This window comes from Mesorhizobium sp. B3-1-8, assembly GCF_006439495.1.
In the GTDB taxonomy this organism is placed as follows: domain Bacteria; phylum Pseudomonadota; class Alphaproteobacteria; order Rhizobiales; family Rhizobiaceae; genus Mesorhizobium.
The window spans coordinates 33,334-57,354 of record NZ_VFTK01000030.1 but is presented as its reverse complement, the minus strand read 5'-3'; the positions used below and the strand labels follow the sequence as shown (position 1 = coordinate 57,354).

General features: G+C 65.1%; 20 protein-coding genes. 13 read left to right on the top strand and 7 right to left on the bottom strand.

Annotated features, from left to right (window positions below):
• The first annotated feature begins 71 nt into the window (after nucleotides 1–71).
• Complete coding sequence (locus FJ424_RS24560) at nucleotides 72–818, top strand: IclR family transcriptional regulator (RefSeq protein WP_140657317.1); 747 nt, start codon at nucleotides 72–74, stop codon at nucleotides 816–818.
• Between the two features lie 429 nt (nucleotides 819–1,247).
• Complete coding sequence (locus FJ424_RS24555) at nucleotides 1,248–4,652, top strand: acyl-[ACP]--phospholipid O-acyltransferase (protein WP_140657319.1); 3,405 nt, start codon at nucleotides 1,248–1,250, stop codon at nucleotides 4,650–4,652.
• A 75-nt stretch (nucleotides 4,653–4,727) separates the two neighbouring features.
• On the opposite strand, the gene FJ424_RS24550 is transcribed toward FJ424_RS24555, so the two are convergent.
• From FJ424_RS24550 to FJ424_RS24535, 4 genes are all read right to left on the bottom strand, one after another.
• Nucleotides 4,728–5,687, bottom strand: a complete 960-nt coding sequence (locus FJ424_RS24550) for a dihydrodipicolinate synthase family protein (RefSeq protein WP_140657321.1) — start codon at nucleotides 5,685–5,687, stop codon at nucleotides 4,728–4,730.
• Nucleotides 5,688–5,822: 135 nt separating this feature from the next.
• Complete coding sequence (locus FJ424_RS24545) at nucleotides 5,823–7,310, bottom strand: aldehyde dehydrogenase (protein ID WP_140657323.1); 1,488 nt, start codon at nucleotides 7,308–7,310, stop codon at nucleotides 5,823–5,825.
• Between the two features lie 2 nt (nucleotides 7,311–7,312).
• A complete protein-coding gene (locus FJ424_RS24540; RefSeq protein ID WP_140657325.1) occupies nucleotides 7,313–8,500 on the bottom strand; it encodes a cytochrome P450 in 1,188 nt (395 codons plus the stop codon).
• A 69-nt stretch (nucleotides 8,501–8,569) separates the two neighbouring features.
• Nucleotides 8,570–10,027, bottom strand: coding sequence for an APC family permease (locus FJ424_RS24535; RefSeq protein ID WP_181182120.1), 1,458 nt, complete (start codon nucleotides 10,025–10,027; stop codon nucleotides 8,570–8,572).
• Nucleotides 10,028–10,193: 166 nt separating this feature from the next.
• Between FJ424_RS24535 and FJ424_RS24530 the strand changes: the two genes are divergently transcribed.
• Genes FJ424_RS24530 through FJ424_RS24515 form a run of 4 tightly spaced genes read left to right on the top strand, consistent with a single transcriptional unit; the run spans nucleotide 10,194 to nucleotide 14,289 of the window.
• Nucleotides 10,194–10,958, top strand: coding sequence for an IclR family transcriptional regulator (locus FJ424_RS24530; protein ID WP_140657329.1), 765 nt, complete (start codon nucleotides 10,194–10,196; stop codon nucleotides 10,956–10,958).
• Nucleotides 10,959–10,988: 30 nt separating this feature from the next.
• Nucleotides 10,989–12,248 carry a Tm-1-like ATP-binding domain-containing protein gene (locus FJ424_RS24525; RefSeq protein ID WP_140657331.1) on the top strand — a complete coding sequence of 420 codons (1,260 nt, stop codon included), beginning with the start codon at nucleotides 10,989–10,991 and terminating at the stop codon, nucleotides 12,246–12,248.
• The gene (locus tag FJ424_RS24520; protein WP_140657333.1) at nucleotides 12,245–12,910 is read left to right on the top strand and encodes an HAD-IA family hydrolase; all 666 of its coding nucleotides are present in this window, start codon (nucleotides 12,245–12,247) and stop codon (nucleotides 12,908–12,910) included. The genes FJ424_RS24525 and FJ424_RS24520 overlap by 4 nt, the downstream gene beginning before the upstream one ends.
• 23 nt (nucleotides 12,911–12,933) lie before the next feature.
• Nucleotides 12,934–14,289 (top strand): aminotransferase class III-fold pyridoxal phosphate-dependent enzyme, encoded by a 1,356-nt coding sequence (locus FJ424_RS24515; RefSeq protein ID WP_140657335.1) that lies wholly within the window; start codon nucleotides 12,934–12,936, stop codon nucleotides 14,287–14,289.
• 73 nt (nucleotides 14,290–14,362) lie between these two features.
• On the opposite strand, the gene FJ424_RS24510 is transcribed toward FJ424_RS24515, so the two are convergent.
• The gene (locus tag FJ424_RS24510; RefSeq protein ID WP_140657336.1) at nucleotides 14,363–15,244 is read right to left on the bottom strand and encodes a helix-turn-helix domain-containing protein; all 882 of its coding nucleotides are present in this window, start codon (nucleotides 15,242–15,244) and stop codon (nucleotides 14,363–14,365) included.
• A gap of 95 nt (nucleotides 15,245–15,339) precedes the next feature.
• On the opposite strand from FJ424_RS24510, the gene FJ424_RS24505 reads away from it, so the two are divergent.
• Together FJ424_RS24505 and FJ424_RS24500 are read left to right on the top strand one after the other, a co-directional pair.
• A complete protein-coding gene (locus tag FJ424_RS24505; RefSeq protein ID WP_140657396.1) occupies nucleotides 15,340–16,884 on the top strand; it encodes a 4-hydroxyphenylacetate 3-hydroxylase N-terminal domain-containing protein in 1,545 nt (514 codons plus the stop codon).
• Between the two features lie 24 nt (nucleotides 16,885–16,908).
• Nucleotides 16,909–17,418: a flavin reductase gene (locus FJ424_RS24500; RefSeq protein ID WP_140657338.1), complete on the top strand. Its 510-nt coding sequence runs from the start codon at nucleotides 16,909–16,911 to the stop codon at nucleotides 17,416–17,418.
• A 5-nt stretch (nucleotides 17,419–17,423) separates the two neighbouring features.
• Here FJ424_RS24500 and hpaR read toward each other — a convergent pair whose 3' ends face one another.
• Nucleotides 17,424–17,828 carry a homoprotocatechuate degradation operon regulator HpaR gene (hpaR, locus tag FJ424_RS24495; RefSeq protein ID WP_246677343.1) on the bottom strand — a complete coding sequence of 135 codons (405 nt, stop codon included), beginning with the start codon at nucleotides 17,826–17,828 and terminating at the stop codon, nucleotides 17,424–17,426.
• 221 nt (nucleotides 17,829–18,049) lie between these two features.
• Here hpaR and FJ424_RS24490 point away from each other — a divergent pair, with 221 nt between their 5' ends.
• The 5 genes from FJ424_RS24490 to hpaH are packed head-to-tail and all read left to right on the top strand — an operon-like array spanning nucleotide 18,050 to nucleotide 22,656.
• Nucleotides 18,050–18,436 carry a 5-carboxymethyl-2-hydroxymuconate Delta-isomerase gene (locus FJ424_RS24490; protein ID WP_140657342.1) on the top strand — a complete coding sequence of 129 codons (387 nt, stop codon included), beginning with the start codon at nucleotides 18,050–18,052 and terminating at the stop codon, nucleotides 18,434–18,436.
• Between the two features lie 20 nt (nucleotides 18,437–18,456).
• Nucleotides 18,457–19,974: a 5-carboxymethyl-2-hydroxymuconate semialdehyde dehydrogenase gene (gene hpaE / locus FJ424_RS24485; protein WP_140657344.1), complete on the top strand. Its 1,518-nt coding sequence runs from the start codon at nucleotides 18,457–18,459 to the stop codon at nucleotides 19,972–19,974.
• 13 nt (nucleotides 19,975–19,987) lie between these two features.
• Nucleotides 19,988–20,968 (top strand): 3,4-dihydroxyphenylacetate 2,3-dioxygenase, encoded by a 981-nt coding sequence (gene hpaD / locus FJ424_RS24480; RefSeq protein ID WP_140646886.1) that lies wholly within the window; start codon nucleotides 19,988–19,990, stop codon nucleotides 20,966–20,968.
• A gap of 12 nt (nucleotides 20,969–20,980) precedes the next feature.
• The gene (locus FJ424_RS24475) at nucleotides 20,981–21,856 is read left to right on the top strand and encodes a fumarylacetoacetate hydrolase family protein (RefSeq protein WP_140657345.1); all 876 of its coding nucleotides are present in this window, start codon (nucleotides 20,981–20,983) and stop codon (nucleotides 21,854–21,856) included.
• Complete coding sequence (gene hpaH, locus FJ424_RS24470) at nucleotides 21,853–22,656, top strand: 2-oxo-hept-4-ene-1,7-dioate hydratase (protein WP_181182121.1); 804 nt, start codon at nucleotides 21,853–21,855, stop codon at nucleotides 22,654–22,656. Before FJ424_RS24475 ends, hpaH begins: the two co-directional genes overlap by 4 nt.
• 220 nt (nucleotides 22,657–22,876) lie before the next feature.
• Here hpaH and FJ424_RS24465 read toward each other — a convergent pair whose 3' ends face one another.
• On the bottom strand, nucleotides 22,877–23,896 hold the full coding sequence (locus FJ424_RS24465; RefSeq protein ID WP_140657347.1) for an isopenicillin N synthase family oxygenase: 1,020 nt from the start codon (nucleotides 23,894–23,896) through the stop codon (nucleotides 22,877–22,879).
• Nucleotides 23,897–24,021 lie beyond the last annotated feature (125 nt).

The following is a 24,021-nucleotide window of genomic DNA, read 5'->3' as shown; positions in this document are numbered from 1 at the left end:
TAGACAACACTGAAGGCAGGAAGGGCGTCTGTCAAGTTAATTCACACGCGAAGTATCTTGGAGAATGCGCGATGAGCACGGTGGGCAAGGCGGTGTCGCTGCTGGAGCTGTTCACGCTACACGAACCGGAGATCGGCCTCTCCGACCTCGCGCGCCGCGCCGGCCTCGATAAGGCCACCGCCAGGCGGCTTCTGATGGCGCTTGCCGCGCACCGGCTGATCGAGCAGGAGCCGCGCAGCCGCCGCTACCGGTTGGGCGCCGGCCTGTCGCGGCTGGCGCGCATCCGCGACGCGCATTTCCCCTTCGTGCGGCTGGCCGCGCCAGTCATCCGCGAGCTGTCGCTCGAAACCGGCGAGACGGTGCATCTGTCCGAGTTCAGCGCCGGCGCGCTGCTTACGCTGCATGTCGAACTGTCGGCCAAGGCCAACCGCGTCAATGTCGATGTCGGCCAGGTGCTGCCGCTGCACGGCACGGCCTCGGGCATCGCGTTCCTCGCCGCCTCACGCCTAGAAGCGGTCGGCGCCTATCTTGAAAAGCCGCTGCAGGCCTTCACCTCGTTCACGATGACGCAGCCGGACGACTTGGTGAAAGCCATCGCGCTTGCCGCTTTACGTGGCTATTCGCGCAGCGCCCAAGGCTATGAGGAAGGCGTGCACAGCATAGGCGCGGCCATCCGCGGCGCCGACGGCCAGCCGATCGGCACGCTGGCCGTGGCCTCGCCCGTCTCGCGCGTCGACGATGCGACAGCGGCCGGACAAGGCGAAGCTGCAGTCAGGGCAGCCAGGCTGATCTCGGCGCGGCTGACCGGCGAGGCGTGAGGCGCCCCACCGGCGCTCAAAGCCACGGACTTTTGCTTTGAGGCATTTTTTGACCCACGCGTTCCGCTTGTGAACATCGTTCATTTTTCTCTTGAACGCCGTTCACGATGTGCTATGGTGCATCCGTGAACAACGTTCAAAGCGATGTATCCAGCCTGAAACAGACCGGCGCCGATCCGGCTTAACGCCGAAACGAAAGGATCATATCGATGCTCGCCGACAGCCAAGCCCGCAAACAGTCAAGTGCCTGGAAGGCCTGGAGGCCTATCATGGACGACGGATTCCAGGCGCCAAGAACAAGAAACAAATGGATTGGATTGAACCGCAGTAACGAAGTTTAACGGCTTCCCGATAAACAAGGCTCAAACCGCGCAAGTGTCCGCTCAGTCCAATCGGATTGCCAGCCGGACTTGCCCAATGGAAGTTGCCATGAACACCCATCTGATGATGTCGCGGCGCTTCGCGCCTCTCTTCTGGACGCAATTCCTCTCGGCCTTCAACGACAATTTCCTGAAGAACACGCTGGTGTTCCTCATTCTCTTCACGCTGGCGAAGGATCAGGCCGCGTCGCTGGTGACGCTGGCCGGCGCCGTGTTCATGGCGCCCTTCCTGCTGCTTTCCGCGCTTGGCGGCGAGATCGCCGACCGCTTCGACAAGGCGCTGATCGCGCGCCGCCTGAAATTCACCGAGATCGCCGCGGCCGCCGTCGCCGTCGTCGGCATCGCGCTGTCCTCGATCCCGGTGCTGATGACGGCACTCTTGATGTTCGGCATCATCTCGGCGCTGTTCGGGCCGATCAAGTACGGCATCCTGCCGGATCACCTGGAGCGCAAGGAACTGCCCAAGGCCAATGCCTGGATCGAGTCGGCGACCTTCGCCGCGATCCTGGGCGGCACCATCGCCGGCGGCGTCGTCTCCGCCGACGGCATTGGGGTCGCGGTGTTCGGGCCGATCATGATGGCTTTGGCCGTCGGCTGCTGGCTGGTCAGCCGCTACATCCCCGCCACCGGTTCGGCCGCACCCAACCTCACCATCGACAAGAACATCCTCCGCTCGACCTGGCGGCAGGTCGCGGAACTGCGCACCGACACGCGCATCTGGCGCGCCGGCCTGATGACCTCGTGGTTCTGGCTGGTCGGCGCGATCGTGCTTTCGATCCTGCCGGCGCTGATCAAGGATTCGCTCGGCGGCAACGAGATCGCGGTCACCGCCTATCTTGCGGTGTTCGCCGTCTCGATCGCCATCGGTTCAGCCATCGCCGCCTGGATGTCGCAAGGGCGCATGGTGCTGTTGCCGGCACCGGTCGGCACCGCGCTGCTAGCGCTGTTCGGCCTGCATCTAGCCTGGACCATCGGCAGCATGCAGCCTTCGCCAACAGCCGCTAGCCTTTCGGCCTTCTTCGCCGGCCCCAACACCATCCGCGTCGCCATCGACCTCGCCGGCATGGCGATTGCCGCCGCCTTCCTGGTGGTGCCGACCTTCGCCGCCGTGCAGGCCTGGTCGCCCGAGGCGCGCCGCGCCCGTGTCGTCGCGGCGGTCAGCATCGTCAATGCCGGCTTCATGACCGTCGGCGGCATCCTCGTCGCCGCGATCCAGGCAGCGGGTGTCTCCATCGCGGGTATCCTGTTCGGCCTCGTCGTCGCCAACGCCATCGCCGCCCGGCTGATGCTGAAATACCTGCCGACCAATCCCTTCCGGGATTTCGTCTCGATCCTGTTCCGCGCCTTCCTGCGCCTGGAGGTCGAGGGTATCGAGAACCTCAAGGCGGCCGGCAAGGCGCCGATCCTGGCCCTCAACCATGTCAGCTTCCTCGACGGCCCGCTGGCGCTGACGCTGACCGACGAGGAGCCGGTCTTCGCCATCGACTACACGATCGCGCAGGCCTGGTGGATGAAGCCGTTCATGAAGCTCGCCCGCGCGCTGCCGCTCAATCCGGCCAAGCCGATGTCGACCCGCACCCTTATCAAGATCGTGCAGGGTGGCGATCCGCTGGTCATCTTTCCGGAAGGCCGCATCACCGTCACCGGCGGCCTGATGAAGGTCTATGACGGCGCCGCCATGGTTGCCGACAAGACCGGCTCGATGGTGGTGCCGGTGCGCATCGACGGGCTGGAGAAGAGCTACTTCTCGCGGCTCTCCTCGCAGCATGTGCGCCGCCGCCTGTTCCCGAAGGTCAAGGTGACCATCCTGGAGCCGGTGAAGCTCGAAGTGCCGCAGGAACTGAAGGGCCGCCAGCGCCGCGCCGCGGCGGGCTCCGCGCTCTATCAGGTGATGTCGGACCTGGTCTTCCGCACCCAGGACATCGACAAGACCGTTCTGGAGAAGATCATCGAGACGGCCAACGAGCGCGGCATGAAAGAGCTCGCCGTGCAGGATCCGGTCACCGGTTCGCTGAGCTATGGCAAGCTGCTCACCGCCGCCGCCGTGCTCGGCGAGAAGTTCGAGCATCTCTATGCCGGACAGCAGACGCTGGGCATCATGCTGCCCAACGCCAACGGCGCCTGCGCGGCACTGCTCGGCGTCATGTCGGCCGGCAAGGTTCCGGCGATGATCAACTTCACCGCGGGCGCCGCGAACATCCTGTCGGCCTGCAAGGCGGCCGAGGTGCGCACCGTGCTCACCTCCCGCGCCTTCGTCGAACAGGCAAAGCTCGGGCCGATGGTCGAGGAGATCGGCCGCTCGGTCGACATTGTCTGGCTCGACGATCTGCGGGCCACGATCGGTCTCAAGGACAAGCTGCTCGGCCTGTTGCGCAAGGCGACGCCCCGGGTGGCGCGCAAGGCGGACGATCCGGCGGCGATCCTGTTCACCTCGGGCTCGGAAGGCATGCCGAAGGGCGTGGTGCTCACCCATCGCAACATCCTGGCCAATGCCGCCCAGGCCGCCTCGCGCATCGACTTCCACTCGGGCGACAAGGTGTTCAACGTGCTGCCGATCTTCCACTCCTTCGGCATGACCGCGGGCACGGTGCTGCCGCTGATCTCCGGCGTGCCGGTCTATTTCTACCCCTCGCCGCTGCACTACCGCATCGTGCCGGAACTGATCTATGCCTCGAACGCGACGATCATCTTCGGCACCGATACCTTCCTGTCCGGCTATGCCCGCACGGCACACCCCTACGACTTCCGTTCGGTGCGCTACTGCTTCGCCGGCGCCGAGCCGGTGAAGGCCGCGACGCGCCAGACCTATATGGAGAAGTTCGGCCTGCGTATCCTGGAAGGCTACGGCGTGACCGAAACCGCGCCGGTGATCGCCATCAACACGCCGATGTACAACAAGTCGGGCAGCGTCGGCAAAATCATGCCCGGCATGGAGTACCGCCTCGAGCCGGTGCCCGGCGTCGACGAAGGCGGCCGGCTGTTCGTGCGCGGCCCGAACGTCATGGCCGGCTACCTGCGCGCCGAGAACCCCGGCGTGATCGAACCGCTGGCCGACGGCTGGCACGACACCGGCGACGTCGTCACCGTCGACGATGCGGGTTTCATCTCGATCCGCGGACGCGCCAAGCGCTTCGCCAAGATCGGCGGCGAGATGGTCTCTCTTGCCGCGGTCGAGGCGCTGGCGGGGGAACTCTGGAAAGGCTCGCTGTCGGCCGTTGCCACGCTGCCGGACGCTCGCAAGGGCGAAAAGCTGATCCTCATCACCGAGGCGCCGAAAGCCACCCGCGCGGACTTCCTCGCCTTCGCCAAGGCGAACGGCGCCATGGACCTGACGGTGCCGGCCGAAGTGCGCGTCGTGCCGAAAGTGCCGGTGCTCGGCTCCGGCAAACTCGACTTCGCCGGGGTGACCAGGATGGTGCGCGGCGCGGAAGAGCTGAAGGTCAAGGCCGCCTGAGCTGAATGGACGAACAGGCCGGCGACAAGCGCGGGCCTATTCATCCCGGCCGGCAGGTCCGGCCGAGATGTCTGCTCAGGCCGCGTATCTCGCCATCACCGGCTGCCTCGACCACTGGGCGTACCAGGTGTCGAACAGCTTGAGCTGCTGTTCGGCATAGCCGCGCTGGCTGTCGCTCAGCGCATCCGTCTCGTTGAAGTGCAGCCTGTATTCGGGGCCACCCTTCAGCACCATCATGTGTTTGAAATAGAGCACAAGGTCCGGTCCCTCGTCGAAAGAGGACAGCACGGCCAACGCCGCGTCCAGTTCCTGCGCCAGCCGGCGCGCTTCGGCATCGCCCTTGGCCGCCGCTTGGCTGAGGCCGACGAGATGCAGCACTTCCTTGGGAAGGACATTGCCGATGCCGGTGATGGCGCCGGACGCGCCGCAATTGACGAAACCGTGGAAGACGGCGGTGTCGACGCCGATCATCAGCGCAACCTCATCGTCCCGGCTGGTGATGTTTTCCGCCGCGTAGCGCAGATCCGACGGCCCGCCGAACTCCTTGAAGCCGACGAGGTTCGAATGCTCGGCGCGCAACGCGAAGAAGAGATCGGCGCGCGTGGCAAAGCCGTAATAGGGGCTGTTGTAGATGACGGCCGGCAGGTCGGGGGCAGCGGCAAGGATCGCCTTGAAGTGATGACGCTGCGCCGTCACCGATGGCCCGCGCGACAGAACGCGTGGGATCACCATCAGGCCCCGCGCGCCGACCTTTTGCGCGTGGGCGGCATGCGCCACGGCGCTGGCGGTGTTGACCGCGCCGGTGCCGACGATCACCGGAACGCCCGCCTTGACTAGGCGCTCGACGCCTTCCATGCGTTGCGCGTCGGTCAAGAGCGGCCAGTCGCCCATGGAGCCGCAATAGACGACCGCCGACATGCCGGCGGCGATCAGCTCGCGCCCCTTGCGCACCAGCGCGTCGAAGTCGGGAAGGCGGTCATCGGTGCAAGGCGTCATCAGCGCCGGCATGCAGCCGGAAAAAACATTGGCGGTCATTTCGAAGTCTCCTTGAGGCAGGCATGCAGATTGACCAGTTTGGCCCGGCGCGGCACCGCTTGCCAAGTGGATAGTCGAGGTTCATGCGCGCTCAGCATGGGTACGATCGTGGCCATTTGTTCTTAGGCACTCCGCTCAGAGCGCTACCCACGCCGTCTTGAGGTCGGTGTATTTCTCGATGGCGTGGAGCGACTTGTCGCGGCCGAAGCCGGACTGCTTGAAGCCGCCGAGCGGCACGGTGATGTCGGCGCCGCCATAGGTGTTGACATGGACGACGCCGGCATTGATGGCGCGCACCATCCGGTGCGCGGTCGACAGGTTCGAGGTCCATACGGCCGACGCAAGACCATAGACGGTCGCGTTGGCGAGGCGCACCGCCTCTTCCTCGGTCTCGAAGCGCGTGACGGCGAGCACCGGCCCGAATACTTCCTCGCGAGCGAGCTGCATCTTCTCGGTCACGTTCTCGAAGATCGTCGGCGCCATATAGCTGCCGCCGGTTTCCGCCAGGATGCGTTCGCCGCCGGTGACGAGACGGGCGCCCTCCTCCGAAGCCTTGGCGACGAAGCCGAGATTCTTGGTCAGTTGCTCGGCGCTCGACACCGCGCCGACATCGGAGCCGAGATCGAGCGGATCGCCGACCTTCAGCTTCCCGGTGGCCTTGAGAAGCTCGTCCATGAAGCGGTCGTAGACCGAGGTCTGGACCAGCAGGCGCGAACCGGCGACGCAGACCTGTCCGGAATTGCGGAAGATGCCGTTGGCCGAGACGACCGCCGCCTGCTTCAGGTCCGGCGCATCGGCAAAGACGATGTTGGGCGACTTGCCGCCAAGCTCGAGGAAGACACGCTTGAGGTTCGAGCGCGCGGAATATTCGAGCAAGCGGCGGCCGACAGGCCCGGAGCCGGTGAAGGCGATGGCGTCGACATCCATATGCAGGCCGAGCGCCTCGCCGGCGACCGAGCCGCGGCCGGTGACGACATTGAAGACGCCCTCGGGCAAGCCGGCCTCGGCTGCAAGTTCCGCCAGGCGCAGCAAGGTCAGCGAGGCGATCTCCGGCGGCTTGACGACGATGGCGTTGCCGGCGGCCAAGGCCGGCGCGATCTTCCAGGCGCCGATCATCAGCGGGAAGTTCCACGGCACGATGACGCCGACGACGCCGAGCGGCTCCTTGTGGATCAATCCAAGGACATTGTCAGCGGTCGGCGCGATCTCGCCATAGACCTTGTCGATCGCCTCGGCATAGTAGCGGATCGTGCCGGCGGCCGACAGCGGCTCGGCCTTGTAGGCCATGCCGATCTCGGTGCCATTGTCACGCACGCCGAGCACAGCAAGCTCCAGCGCGTGCTTTTCGACCAGCTCGGCGAATTTCGTCAGCACCTTCTTGCGAAAAGCCGGCGCCGCGCGTGACCAGGAGCCCTTGGCAAACGCCTTGCGCGCCGAAGCGACGGCGCGGTCGACATCGGCGGCGTCACCGTCGGCAATGCTTGCGAAGAGGCGGCCGTCGATCGGCGAAATCACCTGCAGACTGCCGCCGCTTTGCGCATCCACCGGAGTTCCATCGATGAACAGGCGCCGCGCGCCGACCTCCGTCTTGCGCAGCGTGTCGATGGTGTCCTGGCTGATCATTCTCAATTTGCTCCAAATTCTACATGAAGTGTCGCCGGCGCGCGGAACTCCCAGCCGCGGAACACCGGCTCCTTGCCCGACACCAGCCTGAGATCCGGAAAACGCTCCAGCAGCAACCTTAGCGCGAGGCACATCTGCTCGCGCGCGAAGAAGCGGCCCGAGCAGAAATGATGGCCGAAGCCGAAGGCGGCGTGGTTGCCCTCGTTGCGATGGATATCGAAGCTGTCGGGATCGGTGAAGCGACTTTCGTCGCGGCTGGCCGAGGAGACGAGCGCCGCAACGGGAGCTCCGGCGGGTATCGTCGCCCCGCCGATCTCCACGGCACGGGTCGTTTCACGCGTCTGGGTGCCGATCGGCGCCACCCAGCGCAGACCCTCGTCCACTGCTCTGGGCACGAAGGTTTCAGGATCGTCGAGCACCTGCCGCAACTGCTCAGGGTTCGTCAGCAGACCGACGAGGATGGAGCCGGCGCCGTGGCCAGGCTCCTGCATGCCTCCGAGCAAGATGACCTTGATGGTCGGCATCAGGAAATCGATCAAGCGGGTCGAGCCGTCAGGCATGCCGTCATGCAGCATATGCGAGAGCGCCGAGTCGTCCGGCTCGCCGGCCAGGCGTTCCAACGTCGGCCGGACGGCGGCGCCGACCTCGGCGCTGATCGCGTCGGCGGTTTCCTGCCGCTTCGGATCGTTCTCGAAATTGATGGCGCCCTGGGCAAGACCATAGAACCAGCGCCGCAACGTCGGCATGTCGACGTCGGCAAGCCCGAGCGAGCGCGCCAGGCTCAGCGTCGACACCGGCTCGAAATAGTCGGCCATCAGCTCGGCGGAGCCGTGCGCGGCAATTCTGTCGAGATAGGGTTCGGCGATTGCGCGCACGAGATTGCCGGCATAGGAGGCGACGGTGCGGGGCCGGTATTTCGGATCGACGCCCTGGCGCAGTTGCTTATGCGTCTCACCGTCGGTGGTCAGGATGGTCGGCTTGCCGAAAGAGCGCTCGACCGGCGAGGTGCCGACAGCCGCCGAGAAGATGTCGGGCGACTTGGCGACGGTCTCGACGTCCTTCCAGCGGGTGACGAACCAGAGATTGACCGCCGGCACGAAGGCGACCGGCGCGTTGCGCCTGAGCTCGGCGTAGATCGGATAGGGGTCGGCTTCCAGCGCCTCGACCGTGATACCATCGGTAAAGCTCATGCCGCTGCTCCCGTTCCGTTAAGGCGGGGCGGCGCGGACGCCGCCCCTTGTCCATCAATCACCTGCCCATCAATCGCCGAGCGGCTGGCCGAGCCGTTCGAAGGCAGCCGGATCACGGCCTCGCAAAGCGCCTGCCAGCAACAGGCCGACCACGGCCGCGATCAGCACCAGCGCCGGCAGGAACACGCCGAGGAAGCCACCGGCGCCCGACAGGCTGCCGAAATTGATGACGATCAGGTAGATGATGATGGCAAAGGCGATGAAGGTCAGCGCCGGCAGGATCGTGGTCTTCAGCCCGTTCTCCTGGTTGGACGGGTTGGCGCGGAAGTACATCACCACGGCGAGCGAGGCCACCGCCATCATGACGATGACGCCGAGCGTGGCGACGTTGGTGAGCCACGAGAACAGCGCCAGCACCGGGTCGAGGCCGAGCACCGCGAACAGCCCGATAACGACGGCCGCGAGCACGGTCTGGATCACCGAGGCGACATGCGGGCTCTGATGCGCCGAATGCGTCACGCCGATCGACTGCGGCAGGAGCTTTTCGCGGCCGGCGACGTAGATGTAGCGGGCGACCGCATTGTGGAAGGCGAGCACACCGGCGAACAAGCTGGAGACGAAGAGGATGCTCATGGCATGGGTGAGCAGCGTTCCGGCGTAGCGGTCGGAGAGGCCGAACAGGAAGGTGGTCGGATCCTGCAAAGCCTGCAGCGACGGCAACAGCTTGTCGACGCCGGCGCCGACCGCCATCAGCCAGGCGGTGATCATGTAGAACAGGCCGATCAGGATGACGGAGAAATAGGTGGCTCGCGGAATGGTCACCTTCGGGTCGCGCGCCTCCTCGGCATAGATCGTGGTCGCCTCGAAGCCGATGAAGGCAGCGAAGCAGAACAGGATGGCGATGGCCGGCGCGCCGCTGGCGATCTGGCTCCAGCTGAAGGGCGCCGCCGACAGGCCGCTGTCGCCGCCGGTCTTGAGGATGGTGAGGTCGAGGATCAGCACGACGACGTATTCGGCAAGCACCAGCACCGTCAGGATCTTGGCCGAGAGGTCGACCTGGCGGTAGCCGAGCACGGCGACGATGGCGATGGCAATGAAGCTCCACACCCACCACGGCAGATTGATGCCCCAGCCGGCGAACAGCCCGGCGGTGGCCGCGCCCAGCAGGCCCATGACGCCGATCTGCATGGCGTTGTAGGAGAGGATCGCGATCAGCGCGACGGCGCCGCCGGCCATGCCGCCCAGCCCACGCGCGGCATAGGCGTAGAAAGCGCCGGCATTGCCGATGTGGCGCGACATGGCGACATAGCCAACCGCGAACAGGAGCAGCAACAGCGTCACGATCAGATAGGTGCCGGCAAAGCCGGCGCCGTTGCCCATCAGCATGCCGAGCGGCGTGCCGCCGGCAACGGCCGTCAGCGGTGCGGCGGCCGAAATCACCATGAAGGTGATGGCGCCGACGCCAAGGCTGTTCTTCCTCAGCCGGTTCACTTCTCCGGCTTCAACTGTGGTCATTTTTCCCTCCATTCCGCATTGCGGAAACCAAGTGTCCCTGAGATGCCGAGGGCCTTCTGAGAGGGCCAATGCGCATTTCATTATTTGCAACGGCATTTCGATATTAGACTTGCAAAGGAATCGACTTGCTGTCAAGTTAATTCGCACGTTAAGTATCTGACGGAGGATCGGACACGCGATGAGCACGGTGGCCAAAGCCATTTCGCTGCTGGAGGTGCTGGGCGGCGGCGCGCCCGAGGCGGCGCTTGCCGACCTTGCCAGGGGCGCCGGCTTCGACAAGGCGACGACGCGCCGGCTGCTGGTTTCGCTCATTGCGCAAGGGCTGGTCGAGCAGGACGAGGCGACGCGCCTCTACCGGCTAGGAGCCGGCCTGACGCGGCTGGCGCTGATGCGCGAGGCGCAGTTTCCGTTCCTGCGCATGGCCGTGCCGGTGGTCGAGATGCTGGCCACCGAGACCGGCGAGACGGCGCATCTCTCGGAATATTCGAAGCGCGGCCTGATCACCGTCCAGGTCATCGAATCGGCCAAGGCCAATCGTGTCAGTGTGCAACTCGGCGACGTGCTGCCGATGCATGCGACGGCGTCCGGCATCGCATTCCTGGCTTTCACTGAGGAGCGCATCCGCGAGGCCATCCTTGCCGGACCGATGCCGGCTTTCACGCCCTTCACCATCGGCGATGCAAACACTTTGGCCGAACAAGTCGCCGCCGCCCGCGCGCGCGGCCATTCCATCGGCGCGCAGGGTTTCGAGGAGGGCGTGATGAGCGTCGCCGCCCCGGTTCTCGGCACCGACGGCTATGCCATCGGCGCCATCGCGGTGGCGGCGCCGAGAGTGCGCACCCAAAAGGCCGACATCGAGCGGCTTGGCGTCAGCGTGACCGCCGCGGGTCGCGAGATCGGCGAGCGGCTGTTCGGCCGGCTGGCCGGCCAGAAGCGGGCCTGACAACCAACGAGAGACTGCAGGGAGACTGATGTGGAGGAGAAACGCCGAATCCTGGTTATCGGTACCGGCGACACCAAGGCCGACGAGCTTCTGTTCATGCGCGAGCGCATCGAGGCCGTCGGCGGCGTTGCCGTGATGATGGACGTCAGCGTGCTTGGCGACCCGCCCTACAAGCCGGAGCATGACAAGCATGCAGTGGCGCGCGCGGCGGACACCACCATCGAGGCAATCATCGCCACCGGCGACGAGAATACTGCGATGACGCTGATGGCGCTTGGCGCCTCGCGGCTTGCGCGCTCGCTGCACGACAGGGGCGAAATCGACGGCTTCATTGCGCTGGGCGGCTCGATGGGCACCGACCTTGCGCTCGACGTGGCACTGGCGCTGCCGCTCGGCGTGCCGAAATTCGTCGTCTCGACGATCGCCTATTCGCACCTCGTGCCGCCGGAGCGCATCGCCACCGACCTGATGATGATCCTGTGGGCCGGCGGCCTCTACGGGCTCAACAGCGCCTGCAAGGCGGTGCTGTCGCAGGCCAGCGGCGCCGTGGTCGGCGCCGCGCGGGCTGTCGTCAAACCCGATATGTCGCGGCCGAAGGTCGGCATGAGCTCGCTGGGCAAAAGCTGCCTGCAATATATGGTCACGCTGAAGCCTGAGCTGGAGAAGCGCGGCTATGAGGTCATCGTCTTCCACACCACCGGCATGGGCGGGCGGGCGCTGGAGGCGATCGCCGCGCAGAAAGGCTTCGTCGCGGTGCTCGATTTCAGCCTGCAGGAGCTTGCCAACCAGCTTACCGGCTCGGTGGTGAATTCGGGCACCGACCGGCTAGAGAATGCCGGGCGGCAAGGCATCCCGCAGATCGTCGCGCCCGGCGCCATCGACATGGTGGATTTCCCGACCTGGCAGGCCGTGCCGTCGCGCTTCACGGAACGGCCGTACCACGCGCATAACCGCCTGCTTGCCTCGGTCACCTCCGACGGCGCGACACGCCGGGAGATCGCGCGCGCCATCGGCGACAAGCTCGCCGCGGCGACCGGTCCGACCGCCTTCATCCTGCCCGCCGGCGGCATCCAGCAATGGGACCAGCAAGGCGAGCCGCTCTACGAGCCGGAAGCGCTGTCGGCCTTCGTCGAGGAGATGAGGGCGCGCGTGCCGGACAATGCCGAGCTGCATGAGATCGTCGGGCATATCAACGACGCCGCCTTCAGCGCCAAGGCGCTGGAAATCTTCGACCGCTGGGTGGCGGAAGGCATCGTTCCGCCCGGCGTGACCGGCAGGCGCGCGGCATGAGCCAGGTGAAGCCGCGGGCGCTGGTGTTGGACTTCGGCGGCGTGGTCACCCGCACTTTGTTCGAGACGCATGCGCTGACCGAGCAGGCGCTTGGCCTCAAGCCCGGCACGCTCGGTTGGCGCGGACCATTCGACCCGGTTTCCGATGCGTTGTGGCGCTCAATGCAGGCCGACGAGATCAGCGAACGCGACTACTGGAAAACGCGTACGCGCGAAGTCGGCCAATTGGTCGGAGAAGACTGGCAGGACATGCAGACCTTCGTGCAGCGGGCGCGCGGAGCGGAGCCGGAAAAAGTGCTGCGACCGGAGGCCGACCAAGCCATCCGCACGGCGCATGCCGCCGGTGTCCGCCTCGCCATCCTGTCGAACGAGCTCGACCTGTTCTATGGCGCTGATTTTCGCCAACGCCTGCCGCTGCTTTCGCTTTTCGAGACGATCGTCGATGCGACTTATACGAAAATCCTCAAGCCCGATGCCCGCGCCTATGCGATGGTCGGCGAGGCGCTGCGGCTGCCGCTTGCGGCCTGCGTCTTCGTCGACGACCAGAAGCGCAATGTCGACGGTGCGATTGCCGCCGGCATGCCGACCGTTCATTTCGACGTCGCCCGACCGGCGCAAAGCTATGCCGAGGCGCTCAGCCATTTCGGCCTGACGCTCTCCTGATTGCAAAACCGGAGTTCCTCCCGATGCGTGACATCAACTTCCTCACCGAAAACAACGCCAAGCCGATCTGGCATCCGATGGCGCATCCGGCCGAAATGCGGGCGAGCCCGCCGAAGATCATCATGAAGGGCGAAGGCGTTTCGGTGACCGACGCCGAGGGCCGCACGGTGCTCGACGCCGTCGGCGGCCTCTGGAACGTCAACCTCGGCTACAGCTGCGATTCGATCAAGAAGGCGATAACGGGACAGCTCGACGCGCTCCCCTATTACTCAGGCTTTCGCGGCACCTCGACCGGGCCATCGATCGAGCTCGCTTACGAGCTGACCCAGTGGTTCGCGCCGGAGGGCATGGCGCGCGCCTTCTTCACCTCGGGCGGCTCGGACTCGGTCGAGACGGCGCTGCGGCTCGCGCGGCAATATTGGAAGATCCGCGGCCAGGGCGACCGCACGAAATTCCTGGCGCTGAAGAAGGGCTATCACGGCACGCATTTCGGCGGCGCCTCGGTCAACGGCAATGCCAATTTCCGGCGCAACTACGAACCGCTGCTGCCCGGCGTCTTCCACACGCCGGCGCCGATGACCTACCGCAACCCGTTCGACGAGACCGATCCGGCGAAGCTTGCGAAACTCTGCGCGCGGGCGATCGAGGAAGAGATCGCCTTTCAGGGCGCCGATACGATCGCCGCCTTCATCATGGAACCGGTGCTCGGCGCCGGCGGCGTCATCGTCCCACATGAGAGCTTCATGCCGATGGTGCGGGCGATCTGCGACCGCCACGACATCCTGTTGATCGCCGACGAGGTGGTGACCGGCTTCGGCCGCACCGGCGCCTGGTCAGGCTCGCGACTCTCCAGCACGAAGCCGGATTTCATGACCATCGCCAAGGCGATCACATCAGGCTATTTCCCGCTCGGCGCGACATTGATCGGCGCCAAGGTCGCCGACGTCTTCGAGGCCGACAAGACGAGCTTCGGCGCGATCGGCCACGGCTATACCTATTCCGGCCACCCGGTCGGCTGCGCGGCCGGCCTGGCGGCTCTGGCCGAGACGAAGCGGCTGGCCGTCAACGAGAATGCCGCCGCGCGCGGCGTCGAGCTCGGCAAGGCGCTGGAGGCACTGAAGGCAAAGCACCAACTGGTCGGCGATGTTCGTTACCAAGGCCTGATGGCGGCCCTCGAGCTGGTCTCGGACCGCGCCGCCAAGAAGCCGGTCGACAAGAAGACGATGGCCGCCGTCGCGGACGGAGCTTATGGCGCGGGCGTCATGCTGCGCGTCTCCGGCAACAACATCATCCTGTCGCCACCGCTGATCATAACCGCCGCCGATGTGGCGAAGATTGCCGAGGGGCTGGATGCGGGGTTGGCCGCTGCCGCGGCCTAGGGAATAGGGCTTGGGCAGTAGGGAATAGAGTAGGGAAAGAAAGCCCTACTGCCTACTGCCTACTGCCTACTGCCTACTGCCTACTGCCTACTGCCTGCAATCTCGCTTTGCGCCACGCCGCCGGCGACACGCCAACCGCCTGCCGAAAGAAGCGCGAGAAATAGGCGGGATCGTTGAAGCCGGTTTCGTAGGCGATGTCCTCGACCGTGCGGATGGTGAAGAGCAGCAGGCGCTTGGCCTCGACCAGGCGTCTTTCGCCGATCGCCTGACGCACGCCCGAGCCCAGCACCTGATGCGCCGCGTTGTCGAGCAGATGGCGCGTGGTGCCAAGCTCCCCGACATAGCGCTCGACCGGCCAGTCATCGCGAAAATGCCGGTCGATCAGCCGCCTGAGCCGGCCGCCCAGCGCCACCGCGGCCGGCACGGTCACCGCATGCGACTGGGCGTCGAGACGGGCGATGTGCGACAATGCCACCGCGATCAGCGGCGGCAGGATCTTTTCCGCGCCGGCTTGAGCCTCGACATATTCGGCCTGGATCATCTTGATGGTGTCGGTAAGCCGCTCCCAAGGCGCCGCGTCACCCCGCCCGGTCACGAAAACCGGCTGATCAAGCTGGAGGGCCGAGTGCTCGGCGATGGCCGCGAGCGCAGCGTCCGCGACCGAGACGACGATGGCGTCGGTGCCCGCCTCGATGTCGAACCCATGCACCACGCCGCTCGGCATGAAGCTGACCGTCGGTGCCGAAAAACTCCAGGTCTTGTCCTCGATCCGATAGACGCCCTGCCCGCTCGTCCAGAAGGTGATCTGCGCCATTTGCGGATGTTTGTGCGCCAGAACCCGGCCGCGGTGCACGGAAGCGCGGGCTTGCACGGTCTCGACATGCAGGAAGCCGACGTCGAGCGCCCGCGCCGGCTCGCCGTAGACGAAGAATTCCGGGATGGCGGTCTGGCTCATGAGACGCCCGAAAAAGTCCAATCGGTTTTACGCTTTCGTCCATAAACCATCCAGCGGCTTGCGGCTACTCTCCAACAATCCAAGGGAGGATCATGATGCGATCGGAAGAATTCCGGGCCGACAATTCGCGGCCGTTCACGGGCGCCGAATATCTGGCGAGCCTGCGCGACGGGCGCGAGGTCTACATCAATGGCGAACGGGTGGCCGATGTCACCAGCCATCCGGCAATGCGCAATTCGGTGCGTTCGCTGGCCCGCCTCTACGACGCGCTGCACGATCCGAACCAGCAGCCTGTACTGACCTCGCCGACCGATACCGGCTCGGGCGGCTACACCCACAAATATTTCCGCGTCGCCCATTCCCCTGCCGATCTTGCCGCGCAGCAAAGCGCGATCGCGCATTGGGCGCGCATGACCTATGGCTGGATGGGTCGCACCGCCGACTACAAGGCGGCGCTGATGAACACGCTCGGCGCCAATGCCGAATGGTACGGCCCGTTCAAGGACAATGCGCGCGCCTGGCACAAGCGGGCCCAGGAGGCGGTCCTGTTCATGAACCACGCCATCGTCAACCCGCCGATCGATCGCCACAAGCCGGCCGAGCAGGTGAAGGACGTGTTCGTGCACATCACCAAGGAGAACGACGCCGGCATTTGGGTGTCCGGCGCCAAGGTGGTGGCGACGTCGTCGGCGCTCACCCACTACAATTTCCTGGCGCAGAGCTCGGCGACAGTGACGGAAGATCCATCGCTGTCGGTGATGTTCATCGTGCCGATGAATGCGCCTGGCATTAAGATGTTCTGCCGCGTCTCCTATGAGCAGACGGCCAACACAGTCGGCCATCCCTTCGACTATCCGCTGTCGTCGCGCTTCGACGAGAACGACGCGATCCTGGTGCTCGACAACGTCTTCATCCCCTGGGAGGACGTGCTTGTGCTGCGCGATGCGCAGAAGATCCTGTCCTTCCATCCGGCGTCGGGCTTCATGCATGGCTATTGCTTCCAGGGCTGCACACGCTTCGCCGTCAAGCTCGACTTCCTCGCCGGATTGCTCGCCAAGGCGCTGCGAGCGACAGGCGGCGATGCCTTTCGCGGCAACCAGGCGGCGCTCGGCGAGGTGATTGCGCTGCGCCACATGTTCTGGAGCTTTTCCAATGCCATGGCGCACAACCCGATACCGTGGGCGAACGGCGCGGTGCTGCCCAATCTCGAGGCCGCGCTCGCCTACCGCACCTTCATGTCGGAAGCGTATCCGCGCGTCATCGACACGGTGCGTCGGGTGATCGCCTCGGGGCTGATCTATCTGCCGTCCTCGGCACGCGACTTCGACAATCCCGAGATTGACCGCTATCTCGCGCAATATGTGCGCGGCTCCAACGACATGGGCCATATCGAGCGCATCAAGATCATGAAGCTGTTGTGGGACGCGACCGGCACCGAATTCGGCGGCCGCCACGCGCTCTACGAGCTCAACTATGCCGGCGCCCCGGAAGAGGTACGGCTGCAGGTGCTGAAGGGCGCCGAGCGCGGCGGCCGGCTGAAGCAGATGGAGGAACTGGTCGACCAATGCATGGCCGACTATGACGAAAAGGGCTGGACCGGCGACACCTGGCTGCCGCCGATTGCCGCCCAGCCCAACTGACGGGGGCCGGCGATGGAAGCGGCCATGACAACACAAGTCGCGAGGCTGGAATTCCGCGAGGCCATGGCGCGGGTCTGCGCGCCGGTCAACATCGTCACCACGGACGGTCCGGCCGGGCGCGGCGGCTTCACCGCGACCGCCATGTGCAGCGTCTCCGACGATCCGCCGACGCTGCTGGTCTGCATGAACGAGCGTTCGGCGCAGACCGGCATGTTCCTCGCCAACCAACGCTTCTGCGTCAACGTGCTGACCCAATCGCACATGCATCTGGCGGCAAAATTCGCCGGCGCGATCCGCGACATGGCCGAGCGCTATCAAGCCGCGCGCTGGCAGACCATGCCGTCCGGCATGCCGGCGCTGCTCGACGCCATCGTCAGCTTCGATTGCGAGATCGGCGCGGTGAACAAGGTCGGCACGCACAATGTGATGTTCGGCCGCGTCGTCGACATTCGCCACGGCAGCGACGAGGCGGCGCTGCTCTATGTCGGGCGCAACTTCATGCAGCCGAGCGCGCTGGGGAGTTTCGGAGGGTAGGCTTCTCAGCCGTCCACCGACTCCGACTGGATCAGGCTCTCCAGCATGTCCAGCAAGCGCTCGTGCTCTTCGGCGCCGTAGCGCTTCTCGATGGCGTCGTAGATGGCGACCCGCTCGGGCGCCAGTTCCTCGATCAAGGCCACGCCGGCCGGGCTGATGGCGAGCAAGGCGCGGCGGCCGTCATCCTTGACCTTGTTGCGGGTGATGAACTCCCGCTCTTCCATCGCCTTGATGATGCGGGTGAGGCTCGGCGGCAGGATCGAGGCGCGGCTGGCGAGCTCAGTCGCCTCCAGCGGCCCGGTTTCGGCGAGAACGCGCAGCACGCGCCATTGCTGCTCGGTGATATCGTGGCGTGCGAGCATCGGCCGGAAATGCGCCATGATCACTTCGCGGGCGCGAAGCAGAGCCATGGGCAAGGAGCGGCGGGTGCTGGGCGGTAGCAAAATCAAGTCTCCGAAAAATTCCAGTCCAGTACGACTCGCAACAAAGATTAGGGCCCGGATCGCAGCTATATCCGCGATTTTGCCGAGGGCGGCAATCCCACCCGGAAGCTGCATCCGCGCAGAGAACGACGCTTGACATTCGGTCGTCAAGATGTAATTCACATGTTAACTACAAGGTGGAGGAAACCTTGCCCCATATGGCGATCGAATATTCGGCGAATCTCGACGCGAAGGTCGACATGGGCGAGCTTTGCGCGCTGGTGTCGCGCACCATCCTGGAAACGGGTTTGTTCGAACCTGGCGCTGTCCGGATACGAGCCTTCCGCGCCGAAGCCTACGCGATTGCCGACCGGCTGCCGGAGAACGGCTTCATCGACATGAATTTCCGCATCGGCAAGGGCCGCAGCGCGGCGGAAAAGAAAAGCGCCGGCGAGGCGATCTTCGCGGCCGTGACAGATCATCTGGCATCGCTGTTCGCCACGCCGCATTTCGCGCTGTCGCTGGAGATCCGTGAGATCGACGCCGAACTGAGCTGGAAGAAGAACGCCATCCATCCGCGCCTGCGTGGCAAGTGATCTAGAACGGGAAAGAAATCATGGCGGCACTGGACGACAATCTGAGAAAGGCCGAGGCCTATCTGGAACGCTTCCGGAAGGACGGCGTGCTCAACCAGATCGGCGGCGAAGCGGTGCCTGCCGCGGACGGCTCGACCTTCGAGACGCTTTCGCCCGTCGACCTCAAGCAGATTGCCACCGTGGCACGCGGCAAGGCAGCCGACATAGACCGCGCGGCAAAAGCGGCCAAGGCTGCCTTCAAGGACTGGGCGGCGATCCCCGGCGACGCACGCAAGAAGCTGCTGCATAGAATAGCGGACGCCATCGTCGCGCGCGCCGAAGAGATCGCCTTCGTCGAATGCATGGACACCGGCCAGTCGCTGAAATTCATGGCCAAGGCGGCGTTGCGTGGCGCCGAGAACTTCCGCTTCTATGCCGACCGCGCGCCGGAAGCGCGTGACGGCCGCTCGTTGAGAGCGCCTAATCAGCTCAATCTGACGACGCGCGTGCCGATCGGCCCGGTCGGCGTGATCACGCCGTGGAACACGCCCTTCATGCTGTCGACCTGGAAGATCGCGCCGGCGCTGGCCGCCGGCTGCACCATCGTGCACAAGCCGGCGGAGCTGTCGCCGCTTACCGCACGGCTGCTGGTCGAGATCGCCGAGGAAGCCGGCCTGCCCAAGGGCGTGTGGAACCTCGTCAACGGCTTTGGCGAGGATGCAGGCCGGGCGCTGACCGAGCACCCCGACATCAAGGCGATCGGCTTCGTGGGCGAAAGCCGCACCGGCTCGATGATCATGAAGCAGGGCGCCGAGACGCTGAAGCGCGTGCATTTCGAGCTCGGGGGCAAGAACCCGGTCATCGTCTTCGCCGACGCCGACCTGGAACGCGCGGCTGACGCCGCCGTCTTCATGATCTATTCGCTGAACGGCGAACGCTGCACCTCGTCCTCGCGCCTCTTGGTCGAGGCTTCGGTGCACGACAAATTCACCGAACTGGTGGTGGAGAAGGCAAAGCGCATCAAAATCGGTCATCCGCTGGATCCCGAGACGGTGGTAGGCCCGCTGATCCATCCGGTGCACGAGGAAAAAGTGCTCTCCTATATCGAGATCGGCAAATCGGAGGGCGCGGTGGTCGCCGCCGGCGGCGGCAAGTTCGCCGGCCCGGGCGGCGGCTGCTATGTCAGCCCGACGCTGTTCGTCGGCGCCACCAACAAGATGCGCATCGCCCAGGAGGAAATCTTCGGGCCGGTGCTGACGGCGATCCCGTTCAAGGACGAGGCCGATGCGCTGGCTCTCGCCAACGACACGCAATATGGGCTCACCGGTTATCTATGGACCTCCGACGTCACCCGCGCGCTGCGCTTCACCGACGCGCTCGACGCCGGCATGATCTGGGTGAATTCGGAGAATGTGCGGCATTTGCCGACGCCGTTCGGCGGCGTCAAGAGCTCCGGCATCGGCCGCGACGGCGGCGACTGGTCGTTCGACTTCTACATGGAAACCAAGAACATTGCGTTCGCCACGGCGCCGCATTCGATCCAGAAGCTCGGCGGCTGACCGGAGACACATGATGGCCCTGCCCCAACCCAATCTCTACCCCGCCTTCAACATCGTGCGGCTCAGCCATGTCGAGCTCGCCGTCACCGACCTGGCGAAATCCCGCGCCTTCTATGTCGACACGCTCGGCCTGCAGGTGACGGACGAGACCAGCGGCGCCATCTATCTGCGCGCCATGGAAGAGCGCGGCCATCACTGCATCGTGCTGCGCAAGGCGACGGCGCCGGAAGCGCGCGAGCTCGGCTTCAAGGTCTTCTCCGACGAGGACCTCGACAAGGCCGAGCATTTCTTCAAAGCCAAGGGCCTGCCGGTGGAGTGGGTCGAGCGGCCCTACCAGTCGCGCACCTTCCGCACCCGTGACCCGCACGGCATACCGCTCGAATTCTATTCGAAGATGGAGCGGCTGCCGCCGATCCACCAGAAATACGCGCTTTACAAGGGCGTGAAGCCGCTGCGCATCGACCACTTCAACTGCTTCTCGCCGAATGTCGATGAATCGGTTGCCTTCTACAACGAGCTCGGCTTCCGCGTGACCGAATACACCGAGGACGCCGAGACCGGAAAGCTGTGGGCCGCCTGGACGCACCGCAAGGGCGGCGTGCACGACATCGCCTTCACCAACGGCCTCGGCCCGCGCTTGCACCATGTCGCCTTCTGGGTGCCGACGCCGCTCAACATCATCGACCTGCTCGACCTGATGGCGACCACGGGCTATGTCGGCAATATCGAGCGCGGCCCGGGACGGCACGGCATCTCCAACGCCTTCTTCCTCTACATCCGCGATCCGGACAACCATCGCATCGAGATCTATTGCTCGGACTACCAGACGGTCGATCCCGATCTCGAGCCGATCAGATGGGACCTCAAGGACCCGCAGCGCCAGACGCTGTGGGGCGCGCCGGCGCCGCGAAGCTGGTTCGAGGAAGGCAGCGTTTTCGCGGGTGTCGAGCCGCGCAAGTCCGATCTGGCGGCCTCGCCGATCGTGGCGCCCTAACGGAGCATCAGCATGAGCGCGGGACGCCTCGCCACCTTCACCGCCGGCGGCAAGACACGCTACGGCGCCATCACCGACAAGGGTGTCGTCGACCTCTCGGCGCGTCATCCCGAATGGCCGACGCTGCGCGAAGTGATCGAGGCCGGCGCTCTCGGCAAACTCGCCGAAGAGGCCGAGGGTCTAGCAGCCGATTTCAGCGTCAAGGACATCGCCTACGAAATCCCGATCCCCTCACCTGAAAAGATCATCTGCGTCGGCGTCAACTATCCGGACCGCAACGAGGAGTACAAGGACGGGCAGGCGGCGCCTTCGAACCCGTCGCTGTTCATCCGCTTCCCGCGTTCCTTCGTCGGCCATGGCGCGCCGTTGGTGCGGCCACCGGAATCACCACAGCTCGACTATGAGGGCGAGGTCGTCGTCGTCATCGGCAAGGGCGGGCGACGCATCGCCGAAGCCGATGCGCTCGGCCATATCGCGGCGCTCTCGCTGTGCAACGAAGGCACGATCCGCGACTGGGTGCGTCACGCCAAGTTCAACGTCACCCAAGGCAAGAATTTCGATCGGACCGGCTCGATCGGTCCCTGGCTGGTGCCGTTCACCGATGGGGCTCGGATCGCCGACATTTCGCTGACCACCCGCGTCAACGGCGAACTGCGCCAGCAGGACCGCACCGGGCGCATGATCTTTTCGTTCGCCAAGATCATCAACTACATCTCGACCTTCACCACGCTGGTGCCGGGCGATGTCATCGTCACCGGCACGCCAACGGGCGCCGGCGCCCGCTTCGACCCGCCGGTCTGGCTGAAGCCGGGCGATGTGATCGAGGTTGAGGCTGACGGCATCGGCCTGCTTCGCAACGGCGTCGCCGACGAGGGAACCGGCCGATGATGACGGAAAGCCAAGTCGAGGCCGCCGCACAGCGGCTGTTCGAAGCCGAGCGCGACCGCCGGCAGATCAGGCTGCTCAGCCTCGATTTTCCTCAGGCGACGATGGACGACGCCTATCGCGTGCAGGCGGCGCTGGTGAAGCGGAAGGCCGCATCGGGACTGACGATCAAGGGCTGGAAGATCGGCCTGACCTCGAAGGCGATGCAGTCGGCGCTCAGCATCGACATTCCCGATTCCGGGATTCTGTTCGACGACATGTTCTTCGCGGACGGCGGCACGGTGCCGGCCGATCGTTTCATCCAGCCGCGCATCGAGGCCGAGATCTCCTTCGTCATGAAGGCGCCTTTGGCCGGTCCGGATATTTCGATCGACGATGTGCTCGACGCCACCGATCACATCATGCCTGCGCTTGAAATCCTCGACACCCGCATCGAGCGGATGAACAACGAGACCGGCAAGATCAGGACCTTCTTCGACACGATCTCGGACAATGCCGCCAATGCCGGCATCGTCGTCGGCGGCCGTTCGGCCGGGCCGCGCGAGGCGGATCTGCGCTGGATCGGCGCCATCGTGTCGCGCAACGGCGAGGTGGAGGAAACGGGGCTCGGCGCCGGCGTGCTCGACCATCCGGCGAAAGGCATCGTCTGGCTCGCCAACCGGCTGCATCAATACGGCATGCGCATCGAAGCCGGCCAGGTCGTGCTGTCGGGCTCCTTCATCCGGCCGGTCGAATGCCGGCATGGCGACGAGATCGTCTCGGATTTCGGGCCATACGGAACCATCCGCGTAGGCTTCGCCTGATCGGCTTATTCCCAGCACAGGAAAGAAAAAGGCCGGGCGCGAGAGCGGCCCGGCCAAGTATGAAGGTCATAACCTTCAGAGGGGAACATCGCCCGGCGCAATGGGAGGAAAACACCGAGCGATGGTTCTTATTTGGGGCCTGAACGGTGTATTTTCCACGAACGGAATTCCAAAAAAGATCGAAATTGCGAAAAAATCTCGCTCGAACGGCGCGAAATCTTCAGCCAGTGGCCGATGCTTTTTCCAACAGATCGGCATAGTGACGCCGCGCCACGTCGGGGTGCGACCTCAGCCGGCTTTTCAGCACATTGGTCCCGACGTTGCGGAAGAGCGGATTGTCAGGGTCGCTAGCCGGGCCGCGCGCTTCGGCCGCCAATTCCTCGGGCAGATCGAGCAGCGGGATCGTCGCGTCAAGCCGGGCGCTGAAGAAGAACGGAACCGAAATGCGCTCGACGCCGGCCGGCGGCGTGACGACGCGATGCACGGTAGCCCTGAGATAGCCGTTCGAGGCGAGCTCGAGCAGTTCGCCGATGTTGACGACAAGCGTCCGCGGGATCGGGTCGACATCGACCCAGCTGCCGTCATATTCGACCTGCAGGCCCTTGTTCTCGTCCTGCAGCAGGAGGGTCAGGAAACCGCCATCCTTGTGCGCGCCGACGCCCTGGTCGTCGCCGATGGCGTCGCGGCCGGGATAGCGCACGATCTTCATGCGATGGTTCGGTTCGCCGCGATAGATCAGATCGAAAGCGTCCTCCGGCTGGTCGAGCGACGCCGCGAAAGCCTTGAGCAGCCGGATCGCCACGTCGGTCGCCTTTGCCTGCCAGGCGAGCAGCGCGGGCTTCAGATCGGGAAATGCGGCCGGCCACTGGTTCGGACCCTGCAGCCGCGTCCAGGCAGGCACTCCCGGACCCTGCGCAATGGTCGTACGCTCGACGCCGATGTCGAGCTGCTCGCGCCAGTCGGCCTTGCCTCTGGTCAGCTCGCCGCCGGCGCGCGTATAGCCACGGAACTGCGGCGACTTCACCATTTCGATGCCGAGCTTGTCGGCCTCCGGCAGAGCGAAGAAGCGGCGGGCGGCGCCCAGCACCGCATCGATCTCCGGTTGGGTGATGCCGTGGCCGCTGAGATAGAAGAAGCCGACGTCGCGGGCGGCTGTGCGCAAGTCAAACAGAAAAGTTCGAAGCTCCGACGGACCCTGCTCCAAGCGATCGAGATCGAGCACCGGAATTATTCTGGGCATGGACAGGCTCCTCCTACGGTAACTCTTGTTTTTCGCAATTCCGGACGGAAAACCGCTGCACACTTTCCTTGGAATTGCTCTAGCGACCCCCGCGGCACGATGACATGGGCGCCATTGCGGGTGAA

Excerpts from the sequence above, each read along its gene's own strand:
- FJ424_RS24560 (WP_140657317.1), top strand. The coding sequence starts at position 72 with ATGAGCACGGTGGGCAAGGCGGTGTCGCTGCTGGAGCTGTTCACGCTA.
- FJ424_RS24555 (WP_140657319.1), top strand. The coding sequence starts at position 1,248 with ATGAACACCCATCTGATGATGTCGCGGCGCTTCGCGCCTCTCTTCTGG.
- FJ424_RS24550 (WP_140657321.1), bottom strand. The coding sequence starts at position 5,687 with ATGACCGCCAATGTTTTTTCCGGCTGCATGCCGGCGCTGATGACGCCT.
- FJ424_RS24545 (WP_140657323.1), bottom strand. The coding sequence starts at position 7,310 with ATGATCAGCCAGGACACCATCGACACGCTGCGCAAGACGGAGGTCGGC.
- FJ424_RS24540 (WP_140657325.1), bottom strand. The coding sequence starts at position 8,500 with ATGAGCTTTACCGATGGTATCACGGTCGAGGCGCTGGAAGCCGACCCC.
- FJ424_RS24535 (WP_181182120.1), bottom strand. The coding sequence starts at position 10,027 with ATGGAGGGAAAAATGACCACAGTTGAAGCCGGAGAAGTGAACCGGCTG.
- FJ424_RS24530 (WP_140657329.1), top strand. The coding sequence starts at position 10,194 with ATGAGCACGGTGGCCAAAGCCATTTCGCTGCTGGAGGTGCTGGGCGGC.
- FJ424_RS24520 (WP_140657333.1), top strand. The coding sequence starts at position 12,245 with ATGAGCCAGGTGAAGCCGCGGGCGCTGGTGTTGGACTTCGGCGGCGTG.
- FJ424_RS24515 (WP_140657335.1), top strand. The coding sequence starts at position 12,934 with ATGCGTGACATCAACTTCCTCACCGAAAACAACGCCAAGCCGATCTGG.
- FJ424_RS24510 (WP_140657336.1), bottom strand. The coding sequence starts at position 15,244 with ATGAGCCAGACCGCCATCCCGGAATTCTTCGTCTACGGCGAGCCGGCG.
- FJ424_RS24505 (WP_140657396.1), top strand. The coding sequence starts at position 15,340 with ATGCGATCGGAAGAATTCCGGGCCGACAATTCGCGGCCGTTCACGGGC.
- FJ424_RS24500 (WP_140657338.1), top strand. The coding sequence starts at position 16,909 with ATGACAACACAAGTCGCGAGGCTGGAATTCCGCGAGGCCATGGCGCGG.
- hpaR (WP_246677343.1), bottom strand. The coding sequence starts at position 17,828 with ATGGCTCTGCTTCGCGCCCGCGAAGTGATCATGGCGCATTTCCGGCCG.
- hpaE (WP_140657344.1), top strand. The coding sequence starts at position 18,457 with ATGGCGGCACTGGACGACAATCTGAGAAAGGCCGAGGCCTATCTGGAA.
- hpaD (WP_140646886.1), top strand. The coding sequence starts at position 19,988 with ATGGCCCTGCCCCAACCCAATCTCTACCCCGCCTTCAACATCGTGCGG.
- FJ424_RS24475 (WP_140657345.1), top strand. The coding sequence starts at position 20,981 with ATGAGCGCGGGACGCCTCGCCACCTTCACCGCCGGCGGCAAGACACGC.
- hpaH (WP_181182121.1), top strand. The coding sequence starts at position 21,853 with ATGATGACGGAAAGCCAAGTCGAGGCCGCCGCACAGCGGCTGTTCGAA.
- FJ424_RS24465 (WP_140657347.1), bottom strand. The coding sequence starts at position 23,896 with ATGCCCAGAATAATTCCGGTGCTCGATCTCGATCGCTTGGAGCAGGGT.